The organism is Ammoniphilus soli (assembly GCF_040813775.1).
On sequence record NZ_JBEGDL010000010.1, the window covers coordinates 1 to 12,924 of the forward strand.

The 12,924-nt window shown below is 45.4% G+C and carries 13 protein-coding genes; 12 read left to right on the forward strand and 1 reads right to left on the reverse strand.

Annotated elements, in window-relative coordinates; all coding sequences use genetic code 11:
• The first annotated feature begins 200 nt into the window (after window positions 1-200).
• Entirely contained in the window at window positions 201-1,619 is a 1,419-nt protein-coding gene (gene selA, locus ABLT31_RS18930; RefSeq protein ID WP_367754493.1) for an L-seryl-tRNA(Sec) selenium transferase, read from the forward strand.
• Entirely contained in the window at window positions 1,616-1,822 is a 207-nt protein-coding gene (locus ABLT31_RS18935; protein ID WP_367754495.1) for a hypothetical protein, read from the forward strand. Before selA ends, ABLT31_RS18935 begins: the two co-directional genes overlap by 4 nt.
• A 139-nt stretch (window positions 1,823-1,961) precedes the next feature.
• On the opposite strand, the gene ABLT31_RS18940 is transcribed toward ABLT31_RS18935, so the two are convergent.
• Window positions 1,962-2,171, reverse strand: a complete 210-nt coding sequence (locus ABLT31_RS18940; protein WP_367754497.1) for a hypothetical protein — start codon at window positions 2,169-2,171, stop codon at window positions 1,962-1,964.
• 325 nt (window positions 2,172-2,496) lie between these two features.
• On the opposite strand from ABLT31_RS18940, the gene ABLT31_RS18945 reads away from it, so the two are divergent.
• From ABLT31_RS18945 to ABLT31_RS18990, 10 genes are all read left to right on the forward strand, one after another.
• Window positions 2,497-3,228: a FadR/GntR family transcriptional regulator gene (locus ABLT31_RS18945; RefSeq protein ID WP_367754499.1), complete on the forward strand. Its 732-nt coding sequence runs from the start codon at window positions 2,497-2,499 to the stop codon at window positions 3,226-3,228.
• A 268-nt stretch (window positions 3,229-3,496) separates the two neighbouring features.
• Window positions 3,497-4,822 carry an NAD(P)H-dependent oxidoreductase gene (locus ABLT31_RS18950; protein WP_367754501.1) on the forward strand — a complete coding sequence of 442 codons (1,326 nt, stop codon included), beginning with the start codon at window positions 3,497-3,499 and terminating at the stop codon, window positions 4,820-4,822.
• A gap of 45 nt (window positions 4,823-4,867) precedes the next feature.
• Entirely contained in the window at window positions 4,868-5,623 is a 756-nt protein-coding gene (locus ABLT31_RS18955; RefSeq protein WP_367754503.1) for a FadR/GntR family transcriptional regulator, read from the forward strand.
• A gap of 23 nt (window positions 5,624-5,646) precedes the next feature.
• Window positions 5,647-6,774 (forward strand): UxaA family hydrolase, encoded by a 1,128-nt coding sequence (locus ABLT31_RS18960; protein WP_367754505.1) that lies wholly within the window; start codon window positions 5,647-5,649, stop codon window positions 6,772-6,774.
• An 18-nt stretch (window positions 6,775-6,792) separates the two neighbouring features.
• A complete protein-coding gene (locus tag ABLT31_RS18965; RefSeq protein ID WP_367754507.1) occupies window positions 6,793-7,137 on the forward strand; it encodes a UxaA family hydrolase in 345 nt (114 codons plus the stop codon).
• Complete coding sequence (locus tag ABLT31_RS18970) at window positions 7,124-8,281, forward strand: UxaA family hydrolase (protein WP_367754509.1); 1,158 nt, start codon at window positions 7,124-7,126, stop codon at window positions 8,279-8,281. The genes ABLT31_RS18965 and ABLT31_RS18970 overlap by 14 nt, the downstream gene beginning before the upstream one ends.
• A gap of 118 nt (window positions 8,282-8,399) precedes the next feature.
• Window positions 8,400-9,287 carry a fumarylacetoacetate hydrolase family protein gene (locus tag ABLT31_RS18975; protein WP_367754511.1) on the forward strand — a complete coding sequence of 296 codons (888 nt, stop codon included), beginning with the start codon at window positions 8,400-8,402 and terminating at the stop codon, window positions 9,285-9,287.
• Window positions 9,288-9,530: 243 nt separating this feature from the next.
• Window positions 9,531-10,916: an Nramp family divalent metal transporter gene (locus ABLT31_RS18980; protein WP_367754513.1), complete on the forward strand. Its 1,386-nt coding sequence runs from the start codon at window positions 9,531-9,533 to the stop codon at window positions 10,914-10,916.
• A 164-nt stretch (window positions 10,917-11,080) separates the two neighbouring features.
• Entirely contained in the window at window positions 11,081-12,022 is a 942-nt protein-coding gene (locus tag ABLT31_RS18985) for an AEC family transporter (RefSeq protein ID WP_367754515.1), read from the forward strand.
• A 77-nt stretch (window positions 12,023-12,099) separates the two neighbouring features.
• Window positions 12,100-12,870: an ABC transporter ATP-binding protein gene (locus ABLT31_RS18990; protein WP_367754517.1), complete on the forward strand. Its 771-nt coding sequence runs from the start codon at window positions 12,100-12,102 to the stop codon at window positions 12,868-12,870.
• The last annotated feature ends 54 nt before the right edge of the window (window positions 12,871-12,924 follow it).

The following is a 12,924-nucleotide window of genomic DNA, read 5'->3' on the forward strand; positions in this document are numbered from 1 at the left end:
GTCTTCAAAACCGAGTGTCGGGCACGTGATGTCCGAGGTGGGTTCGATTCCTACCATCTCCCGCCAACCTTTACAAGAAGTAGGTCCCAATTGTAATTTACATTACATTGGGACCTTTATTTATATTTAGAGGGGAGGAGTAGGCTTAGAGGAGAATCTGTAAGCTTCTATAAATAAATTTCTCTTATGAGCCAAGTCAAATGAGCGTAAGCATCATTTTAAGAGATTTGCCAGCCACTCAAGTTATTATAAATCATCCCGAGTTGAAAGAATGGATAAACCAACAAAGTATTCCCTCAACCCTTCTTTTGCAAATGACTAGAGAAGTACTAAACTTATGGAGAAGACGCATTAGAGATGGAGAAGTGAGAGAAGTAGTTCTCGATAAGATCATAAATGACGTAAAAGCTAGAATAGAAAATACATTAAACTTCCATCTCAAAGAGGTCATTAATGGAACAGGAATTATTCTACATACCAATTTAGGAAGAGCTGTGCTGCCTGACGAAGCCATCGATCACATGATAAAGGTGGCAGGAGGTTATTGTAATCTGGAATATAATATCGAATTGGGAGCCCGAGGCTCTAGGCATGACATAGTTGAAGATATTCTTAAGACTTTGACCGGTGCAGAGGCTGCTATGGTCGTTAACAATAATGCTGCAGCAGTATTTCTTATTCTAAGAGAAATAGCGAAAGGCAGAGAGGTGATCGTATCCAGGGGGGAAATCATAGAAATCGGCGGTTCGTTCCGTGTTTCCGAAATTATGTCCGAAAGTGGAGCGATTCTTCGCGAGGTAGGGACAACAAATAAAACTCACAAGATCGACTATGAAAATGCCATTGGAGCTCATACAGCTATGCTTATGAAAGTCCATACGAGCAACTTTTGTGTTTCAGGTTTTACCCAAGCCATATCAGTAGAGGAACTTGCGAGATTGGGTAAACAATATGATATTCCGGTCTATGAAGACTTGGGAAGCGGTGTTTTATATGATTTAAGAAAGCATGGGATTGGCCGGGAGCCGATTATTCAAGAAAGTATAAAAGATGGAGCAGACATTGTTAGCTTTAGTGGAGATAAACTTTTGGGAGGTCCGCAAGCTGGCATCATTGTTGGCAAGAAGAAGTGGATTGACAGAATGAAAAAGAACCAGCTAGCGCGCATGCTTAGGGTTGATAAAGTGACCCTTGCAGCACTAGAGGCAACACTTCATCTTTATCTGGATCCTACTAAAGCCAAACAAAGCATTCCTGCATTGCGATCGATCCTCCAGCCTATTGAAGAATTGCAGGCGCGAGCAGAACGTTTCCGTGCTTTTCTTCCAGAATATGATATAGAGTTATGCCAGATGGAAACTGAAGTAGGCGGGGGAAGCCTTCCGGATGTTACACTACCGACTGTGGTTGCTGTTTTAAGACATTCCAATCTTCCGGCACATATCGTGGAGAAAAAGCTGAGAATCGGATCGCCTTCTATTATTGGAAGAATTTCAAGAGATCAGTTCTTGTTAGATTTTCGAACCATTGAAGAAAAAGATGTATATCGAGTAGCTCAAAATATTAAACTAAGGGTACCTGAAAACACACCATTTTTGAAGGAGGCGGCGGTTGAGTGAAGCCTGAGCATGAAGTGATCGCAGCTTTATTAAAAGTTTACTTCGAATACTATGATATGTATCTTGAACTTGACGACATTAGGTATTTAAAAAGAACTCAAAATTGTGTTGAACTTATATTAGATTACTTTTCAGACAAGTCACTTTCAGCAAAGGAATTAATTTTAAATAATGATTATAAGAACGCTTACAAGATAGGGTAGATCAATTTCCTCATAATAATTAAATAGTCGCTACAGACAAACGAATCGATAATCAATAATCCTCACTCAGGTAACATCCTAGAACGAAATGACTATATAGCTAGGAAGCAGTGTTATTAACTTCTGCTACCTAGCTATTTTATTTTAATAAAACCAGTGCCGAAGGCTTTGTCCAGCCGAAGGTTTGTTCCGTTAGGGGAAATAGAAAGGAGAACAGGAAATCGCCTTGCCGAGCGGCTGCCCGGTTGCGGGGTTCTATCGAGATCACGCTGTGCTTGCCCGTTCCACAATGGGAACAAGTGAGATTGCGTGATCGAACATTAGAATAATAAATGGGCTTACGCTTCAATATTGCCAATCCTTCTTCCGCTGTCAGTCTCAAATGGGTCAAGAGGAGAGTGTGCGGGTGTCTTAATTATGACGGACGGAATTCCCTTCCAAATAAAACACTGTTTGAACTTTACAAAGCGATATTGTAGTGATACATTTTAAAAAACAATCATGTCTGATAAGCAGATAATCTTGCACGCAGGATATTAAAGCTTATGTCGAAACTATCCAAATGTATGGATTCTTGTTTACGAATAAACAGATGTTTTAGGAGAGGACCAAAAGGAAAACAACACTTGAAGCTAAACAATAAGGATATTGACTGAAGAGGGAGGTATAAGCATATGGCAGGGCCAGAGGATCTGATTAAGCGGGTAGGCCGCACGACGCTCACTCAGGAGGTAGTCAATCAGTTAGCAGAATTGATTATGAAGGGTGCTTGGAAGCCGGGGGATCGAATCCCATCGGAAAAGGAGTTGGCAGCCCGTTTTGGGGTGGGTCGCTCTACCATCCGTGAGGCACTGCAAAGCCTGGTAGTGATCGGGGTTCTGGAGACTCGCGCGGGTGGCCGATCCTACGTGCAAGAACCCACTTCCGAACTGCTTTCAGGTGCCTTCCACTGGGGTTTATTGCTCAGCCAGCGCAATTTAGGAGATTTGACTGAAGTCAGGATGCATGTAGAAGTAGAATGCGCTGGGCTGGCCGCAGAACGGCGGGACGAGCAAGATATAAGAAATTTACTTGATACCTATGAGCGTATGGCATCTAACCAGGAAAATGAATCCCTCTTCATGGAATACGATAATCTTTTTCATAGGCAGGTAGCCGAGGCCATGAAAAATAAGATCTATGTTAACCTTGTCACAACGATTCAATCTCTTGTGCGTCTATGGTATCCCTCTGTATACAGCATTGAGGAAACACACAAGCAGACGTTGGAAGAACACAGGATGATGCTGGAAGCGATCCAGAGCGGCAACGCAATGGAAGCTCGTCTGACCATGCGAAATCACATCTCATCCGCAGCTAAGCGCCTGAACAGAGTTCTTGCTCAGAGGGAAGCCCCCTCTTCCTAGACTGGGCATCTTCAAAAGCTGTACATAAATAAAAAAAGCCGATTCTTACATGTTGTGAGAATTGGCTTTTTGTTTGTTGAACAATAATTAATTAAAAAAATAATTTAAATTAAATAATCACAAAATTTTTATTGTTGCCACTTTACAAACACAAAAACCCCTGATATAGTAAACACATGAAGCAAAGCTGTCTGACAATCAGGCAGTCATGTTAGCTGAATACCTATCGATTAACTTTACGATATTATCTCAATGGAGGCGATTGTTAATGATTAAACAGGCACTAGAGGCACGGGCGTCAGCGGGGAAACCGTTGCAAGTAGGGTTTGTAGGTGCGGGACGAATGGGGACGGGAGCCATTTGTCAGATTGGGCTGATGAAAGGAATGCGCACAAGTATCATTGCTGACATAAATGTGGAACGATCGATAAGAGCTTTCGAACTTTGCGGATACAAGGGTACGGATGTGGTAGTGACAAATAACTTCTTACAAGCTGCAGATGCTTTGTTGAAGGGGCGTCCTGTAGCGACAGAAGATGCAGATCTTGTCACCATGCTTGATGTAGATGTAGTAGTGGATGCAACAGGAAGTCCGGAATTAGGCGCGCGCGTTGCATTCAGGGCAATCCAAGCGAAGAAGCATATTGTTATGTTGAATGTGGAGAGTGACGTCGTAGTGGGCCCCTTATTATATAGGATGGCACAGAATGCAGGGGTAGTGTATACCGTTTCCTCAGGAGACGAGCCTGGCTTGATCGCTGAACTCTATGATCGGTACACGTCACTCGGATTTGAGGTGGTGGCAGTGGGCAAAACGCCTTCAAGTCTTGGGACCTTTGACCGTTATGCTACTCCAGACAGTGTAGCTGAAGATGCCCGTGAGTTGGGTGTCAATCCCCATTTCCTAGTCACCTTCCGTGATGCTACAAAAACGATGATCGAGATGGCTTGTGTATCCAATTATACTGGGCTCGTGCCGGATGTACGGGGGATGCATGGTCCGGTGGCTGGAATTTATGAGATTCCGAAGATGTTCCGGCCTAAAAGCGAAGGCGGCATCCTGAACCAGCGAGGGGTTATCGACTATGCAAGGCCGCTAAAGACGGAAGATGGGAAAATCGATTTCCTTCGCAGCGTAACACCAGGCGTGTTCTTGGTGGTTCGCACGGAGCACCCGCAAATCCAGGAAGACTTAAAGTACCTCGATGTTGTTGGAGAAGACGGGTACTACAATATGTATACTCCTTACCATTTGGTGTCGAATGAGATTCCACTCTCGATTGCATCAGCTGCCCTGTTCCAACACCCGACCGTAGTACCGAGCAAAGGGTTGGTGACAGAGGTCATCGCAGCCGCCAAGCGCGACCTCAAGGCCGGCGAAACGGTGGACGGACAAGGGGGTTCGATGGTATATGCCTCCAATGATCATTACCACATCGCCAAAGAGGAAAAGCTGGTCCCGCTTGGTCTACTGGCAGGAGCGCGCCTTCGCTGCGATGTGAAGAAGGATCAGGTAATCACGTACGACATGGTTGATCTCAAGACGGACACGATGCTTTACCAATTGCGACAGTTGCAGGATGCAGGGCTCTAATTTGAACATAAGGAAAAAGAATCATTAAAGAGGAGGTCAAAGCAGGTGATAGGGTCAGAGGAATTAATTAAACCAGTCGGCAGGACGACCCTCACCCAGGAAGTGGTAAGCCAACTAGCGGAGCTGATTTTGAAGGGAGCTTGGAGCCCAGGGGAGCAAATCCCTACAGAAAAGGAGTTGGCAGCCCGCTTCGGGGTTGGCCGTTCCACCATCCGGGAGTCGCTGCAAAGCTTGGTCGTGATCGGGGTTCTGGAAACTCGTCCCGGTGGGCGCTCCTTCGTACAAGAACCGAATTCGGAACTTCTGTCAGGTGCCTTTCACTGGGGGCTTCTCCTGAGTCCGCGCAACCTCGGTGACTTGACCGAAGTCAGGATGAACGTGGAGGTAGAATGCGCCGGTCTGGCTGCCGAACGGCGGGATGAGCAGGATATGGCAAGCCTGCTTGCTACCTACGAACAAATGAAAGCTTATCAAGCCGATGAGGCTCACTTCATGGAGTATGACAACCTTTTTCACCGTCAGATAGCCGTAGCCACCAAGAACCTGATCTACGTTAACCTTGTATCGACTATCCAATCGCTTGTCCGCTTGTGGTATCCCTCCGTGTATAACATGGCAGAAACGAAAGATCGAACACTGGAGGAGCACAGGATGATGGTGGAGGCCATCGAGTCCGGCAACGGGAACGAGGCACGGGTAACGATGAAGAATCATATCCGGCATGCTGCGGAGCGTCTCAACCAGGTTCTTGCCGAGCGGCAGATCTCCTCTCACTACACAGAACCGATTGGTATGAATTGAACTTGGAAGGGAGAGTTGAAAAGATGAGCGTTTCGTTTCAAGGATTTATCCGATCCGATGGAACTGCGGGAACCAGGAATTACGTGGGTATCGTCTCTACAGTGATCTGCTCGAGTACGGTTGTTCGATCGATCGCCAAGCAGGTACCCGCAGCGATTCCCATCGTCCACACCCACGGTTGCGCCCAACTGGGCGATGACCTGATCCAAACGAAGAGCACCCTCGCCGGGGTTTCGGCCAATCCGAATATTGGTTCCGTGCTTCTTGTAGGCCTGGGCTGCGAGACAAATCAAGTCGATGAGTTGGCAGCCATGATTCCCCAAGATAAGCCAATCCGGGGTATCGGTATCCAGGCGCTGGAGGGAAGTAATCAAACGGTTTCAGCAGGAGTCGAGATCGCTAAGAAGTGGGCTGGTGAAGCGGCGAGGGAGAAACGACAACCGATGCCTCTTTCATCGCTTAGCATTGGCGTCATCGGGCTAGACTCAGACGAGCAAGCTCTTTGCACCGCCTACCCGATCATCGGCCGGGTTGTCGATAGGCTGTTGGACTACGGCGCAAATATTGTGGTTGGATTGAATAGGGGGATTGAGCCTGCAGGTGCATCGCTCGCACAGCGAGCGGCCGACCCGGTATCCGCTCGAAGGCTGGTCAAGGCGGCAAAGGGATTATATCGCCGCCGCTGGGAGAAGACAGGCCCTGGCATCGCGGATGCTCAAGGATGGACAGCCGCAGAGCTGGAACGGGCTCACAGGGAAGCAGTCATTGTAGGATCAAGACCCGTGGCTGGGGTGGTCTCTTATGGAGAACGACCATTTCAAAAGGGGATCCACCTAATGGCTGTTCCTGACAATCCAGTGGAGGCCCTTTCAGGACTCGCGGCGGGAGGGTGCAGTATGGTTCTTATTGTCAGCAGCCGAGGGTTGCTCGTCGGATCGGTAGCTGTTCCATGCTTCGTCGTAGCACCTGCTGGAACGTCTACGCCGGCGGATGATGAACTGGTTGACTGTATAGTGACCGGGGAGGACCTAGACAAGGAGGCAGAGGAACTGATACAAAACCTTCTTGAAGTGTGCTCCGGATGCCCCACTTCACTAGAGAGACTTGAACTGGGAGAGTTCGCCATTTCACGCGTTGGTACACCATTCTAAGAAATGGAGGATAGATTCATGACTGAACATAGATTGACAGGACCCAATGCAATCAGGTTAGACGATCGAGATAATGTGGCCGTTGCCCTCCGGGATGTTCAGAAAGGGGAATTCATCGTCCTCGTAACGGGGATTGTCGATCAGCTGCGGGCTGAAGGGGATATACCGTATGGGCATAAGGTTGCTTTAGAGTTTATCCCCCATGGAGGAGCGATTCTCAAATATGGAGAGTGCATGGGGGTGGCGACTGAGGACATCATATCCGGCCAACATGTTCATGTACCCAATGTGCGTGGGTTGAATGTCGAGGAACGGGATAACTTTCAATTCGTTAAGGCGGTGAAGGGATATGGCAACATTTAAGGGGTATCGGCGACCGAATGGTACCGTCGGTGTCCGCAACAGTGTAATTGTAATTAATACGGTAGGGGAGTTAGCTGGAATTACCCGGAAACTTGCTGAACTCGTACCTGGCGTTGTGCCGGTGGTGCACCAGCTCGGACGGTCTCAATTTCCGGAAGATGCGCAGCAAACCTTGCGCACCTTGTATGGCACGGCGTGCCACCCTAACGTTGCAGCCGCGCTTTTCGTCGGACTGGGGCACGATGACCCGGCGCAAGAGCTAGCCGAGATGATGCAAGAAGCAGGATGGAAAGCGCATGCGCTCTCATTTCAGCAGTTTGCCAGTGTAGGGACGCTTCTTGCTGAGGGGCGGGCCTGGTTGGAAGAGGCCCTTGCCGAGAGTCGGCAGGCTAAGCGGGAGCTGGCTGATACGTCCGAGCTGATCATTGGTTTAGAGTGCGGTGCTTCCGATGCCTGGTCCGGCATTACGGCTAACCCGGCCATCGGAGTGTTAGCGGATCTAATGGTAGCGGATGGCGGGACAGTGGTCTTGTCCGAGACCACGGAGGCGATTGGGGCCGAACACATTCTAGCCAGGAGTGCTGCGAATCAAGAAACGGCCGAGAAGTTCCTTCGTATCGTTGCTACATATGAAGCACGGATGCGGGCCATCGGAGAGGACGTCCGGGCTTGTAATCCAACGCCAGGCAATATTCGAGGCGGCCTTACCACTCTAGAGGAGAAGTCCTTGGGCTGCATCAAAAAAGGGGGAAGCACGCCGTTGGTTGAAGTCGTTGGATACGCGGAGCGTCCCACGCGCAAGGGCTTGGTATTCATGGATACACCGGGCTTCGATGCAGAGTCAGTGGCCGGACTGGCTGCCGGAGGGGCACAGATCATCCTCTTTTCCACGGGGAGAGGATCCCCGACAGGTTCTCCTATCGTCCCGGTCATCAAGATTGGGACCAATCCGAAGCTCTATGAGCGTATGCCACAACATATTGACGTCAACGCCGGTACGATCTTGGAAGGTTTAGATTCCTTAGATGGTGTAGGCCGGAAAATATATGAGCAAATTATCTCCGTTGCTGACGGTGAGCTTACGGCAGCGGAAAAACATGGTCACCATGAGTTCAGCATCTGGAGGCTTGCGGAGACGATCTGAGAACCCAGGGAGTCCCTCTGTTTATAAAGGAATGGAGGGAACTCTTTACTCTAGACAGGGCAATCTTTATCAGATAAAATAAAATATTTATATTATATTAAAACCGTGGAGGTTGGATATGAAAATTTCGAACATTATCTTCAATAATATAGAACAGCTTGGTATCGGACTGCAGGGCGGAATCGTACCCGTTTCCATACTGTCCCAAATTTCTGGGGAAACGGCGTTGCCGAAAACGGTGGACGAAGTCATTGCAGACCCTTCCAAATTGAACGATCTGCAAGCGACTTGGGAAGAATATGTGGCTGTTCTCGGGGACAAGGTTATACCGGAAGATGCAGTGCAGTTTGCGCCGTGTGTGAAGCATCCAGGAAAAATCATCTGCATAGGCTTGAACTACCGCCCTCACGTGGCAGAGACCAAATTGGACCTTCCGACTGATCCCATCGTGTTCAGTAAATTTGCAAATTCTTTAGCTGCTAGCGGCGAGAGCATTCCTATGCCGAAGAACTCGGAGAAGATTGATTATGAGGCCGAACTTTGCATTGTGCTGGGGCGCCGAGCGCAGTCAGTCACGAAGGAAAACGCGCTTGACTATGTTTTTGGTTATTGCAATGGAAACGATGTCTCTGCCCGAGACCTGCAGTTTCGTTCCCATCAATGGTTACTCGGAAAGACTTGCGACAAATTCGCTCCTATTGGACCTTACCTAGTGACCGCGGATGAAATCAAAAACCCGAATACCCTTGGCATCCGAACCTTCGTCAATGGTGAAAAGCGGCAGGATTCGAACACGGAGAACATGATTTTCTCCTGTGAAAAATTAATTGAAGACCTCTCCCGACACATGACTCTCGAACCGGGCGATATCATCATGACCGGGACGCCGGAAGGGGTAATCCTCGGCTATCCGGAAGAGAATCGCGTTTGGTTGAAGGACGGAGATGAGGTGACGGTCGAGATTGACGGCCTGGGAAGGTTGACCAATCGTTTCGAACGCAGGTAATACCGAGTAAATAATGGGGAACATGTACAGTCAGGATGTCTATTAACATGTCCCTAAATATTTCTTCAACCTCCTTGATTATTAACGGTAGGACAAATGAAGCCTTTATTGCGATGAACCCATCCTCATGAATTTTACATCAGGCCCCCGATATAGTTTGGATTTTCCCACACGTATTGGAGTCGATAATGTAACCGTTCATATAATTACGATTAAATTTAATCTGGAGGAGGAGTCTATTAAATGGAACCGCAATTAAAACCTCAATTAGAATATAGCAAGGAGGAAAGAACTGAGTATAAGGCCCCGCCGCAGCATGTTTTGCAAATGATAAAGTGGATCGGACCGGGGCTTGCCGTTGCTGCTGCCGCGGTAGGAAGCGGAGAAATTATTAACGCTACGCGCTTTGGTGCTATAGCTGGATTTGCTGTCTTGTGGGTGGTGTTTTGTGGAGTTTTTTTAAAAGGGTTTATCCAGCAGGAGATAGGAAGGTATACGCTAACGACAAAAAAGACGATTACAGAAGGCTTTTCTGATATTCCTGGCCCGAAAATTAAAGGGAAATCATGGTTTCTATGGAGCTTCATAGCTCTATTGGCCCTTGTTGTTCTGGTCATTGTTGCAGGAATTAGTGGAGCAATGGGTGGTGTAATACATACATTGTTTCCTTTCTGGTCTGCAACCACATGGGGCAATCTAGCGATGTTGTCTGTCATTCCTATGCTATTGGCTGGGACACTTGTTTCAAGGTGGAATGTGTATCGGATTTTTGAGTCTATAATGACGGTATTAGTTGTTATGATGACATTGTTTATGGTTTATGTTGCGTTCATTGCTATACCTTCCACAGGAAAATATTCTTACTCGTTGACCGAACTGTTGGGCGGGATGACTTTCAGCTTACCTAGCGGATCGACCATCATGGCTTTAGCGGTACTGGGAACTGTTGGAGCAGGAATTGAGCTAGTATTTTATTCAGCTTGGCTGACCGGCAAAGGTTATTTGGATCAAGCCTATCATCCGGAAGATTCTGAGTCACAGCAAGAGAATCGAATGAGATCCTGGATCCGCATCTTAAAGCTTGATACATGGGTAGGGGTTTTTGCAACCTTTATTGTGACCTTGGCTTATTTCATAACGGGTGCATCTGTTTTAAAAACACTCGGAGAAGTACCTAACGGAGTAGATGTTGTCAAGCAAATTTCAGTTGTTTTCACGGATGTATTGGGACCAGAGTTCTATTACCTATTTTTAATCGGTGCTTTTGCAGGACTCCTTTCGACTGCTTTAGGAGTCGCTGATGGGACAGCAAGAATGAGCACGGACATTATAAATGAAATAAGTGGACAGCGTAGATCCAACAATAATAACAAGATTTACAGCTGGGTGGTCATTGGTGTAGTCATCAGTTGGATTATCTTTTACAGCATGATCAAAGCCCCTACTTTATTAATCATGATAGGTGGAGCTGCCTTAAGTCTGCTATTCCCAATGTATGGAGCAGCCTTGCTATATTTGAACCGCCAAGTTCCGAAGAAATATCAAATGAGTACTTTCACGAAAATAGCGTTAGCTGGTTGTTTTCTGTTATTCACTTCCCTTTGGTTTGTAGAAAAGCTATTTTCCTAGAATTGTAAGCGTTTTTAGATATTTCGGTAGTCCGGGGTATTGCGTGCCTTCACAATGTAAAAAGGTGATTGCCGTACTACCCTTTCAGCCATTTTGTTACTCTATTGTTGAAAGTCATAAGGAAAGTTGTACGTTTAAATTCCTTTATATTTAAGGAGATTTTAATGGGAGTTGCATCGGTTTTAGAGTCCATTTTAATAATAGGTTTCATGATCGGGATAGGAGTTCTGTTAACCAAGTTTGTTAACTTTAATAAAGAAACAAGAAATTTACTTATTATATTAATCGTCAACATAGCAATGCCTTGTATCATATTGTCAAGTATTCTACATTTTCAGATAGACGAAAGAATTTTTAAGGATATTATTGTGATCTTTTTTCTTTCTGTAGGGGTGAATATCTTGGGGATTGCATCAGGCTGCCTATTATCTAAGGGAATAAAGGTGTCTTCACAGAAGGCGAGAGAGATTTCCATTTTATCAGGACTTGGCAATACTGGTTTCATTGGAGTACCTCTTTGCGCAGTTCTTTTTGGTGCCAAGGGAGCCTTTTTTGCAGCAGTATTTGATGCTGGTGTTGTTTTTACACTCTGGACGTTCGGGGTGATTATACTGCAGAAGCCTGTTTATTTTTCGTTTGGAGGATTAAAATCACTAATTAATCCCCCACTAGTCGCAATTGTGATTGGTCTAATAATCGCTTATTTCAACTTACAGCTTCCTGATATATTTGTTTTATTGACAGATAAACTGGCCAACTTAGCATCTCCTCTTGCAATGTTTTACATAGGTATGCTGGTTTCTGATTTATGGAAAAAAAGAAGTCATATCCCTTTACAGAATATAGGCATTCCAATAATAACCAAATTACTTCTATTGCCAATCATAACTATACTCATCCTTAAGTATTTAAAATTGGATGAAGATCTCTCTTATGTGGTTCTATTAGCGAGCACCATGCCTACTCTAACTAGTGCCTCGATTGTATTCGCCAAGTATAAAGCTGATGAAGAGATGGGTGCATCCGTAACGGTTTATTCCACGGTATTTTCTTTATTTACAATACCTGTAATAGTTTTTTTCTTAGGTATGTTGTTGTATCATTAATGCTTAGTAATCATTTATACATATTGGGGTATATTTTTTTAAAAAAAGATTAGTATTTAGAGGGAAGGTGAATTTTCATGATTCAATTGCAAGATGTTGTTTTAACTAGAAGTGATCGAGTAGTTTTGAAGGATATCAATATTTCTATTGAAAAGGGACAGCATTGGGGTATCTTAGGTAAAAACGGATCTGGAAAAACTACGATATTAGAAATGATTGCTGGTTATATATTTCCAACTAAGGGAACTGTAAGAGTTAACGGATATAAGTATGGTGAATGTGATATCAGAGAAGTAAGAAAAAAGATTGGATATATAAGTCAGTCTTTATTAGATAAACTAACATTGCGAGATCCTGTATGGGAAGTTGTAGCCACGGGTGAATTTAGTTATTTGCGTTTTTACGAAGAAATTCCAGCTGACGTGATAGATCAGAGTCTATATATCTTAGAACAACTGAATATCTTTCATCTTAAAAATCAACCGCTAGGTTCCCTTTCTCAAGGGGAAAGAAAAAAGGTATTATTGGCGAGAGCTCTAATGACCAAGCCATCAATTCTCATCTTAGATGAACCGTGCTCCGGTCTGGATATAGAAGAAAGAGAAAAATTTTTAGACCGTTTAAACATCCTAAAAGACCAAGATATGACGATCGTTTACGTTACCCATCATATCGACGAAATCCTCCCTTTATTTACACATGTTACCCTGTTAGATCAAGGACGTATTATTTCATCAGGGGAGAAGAAAAGTGTATTACAGGACAATCACTTAACTGAAGCTTTTCATACTCCAATTTCAATTGATTGGATTGATGAAAGACCATGGTTGAGAGTCCTGTCTAGGTAATTCTTATATAGTACGAAAATTTCAGAAGGGTAAATCCCTTCTTTTTTCATAGGA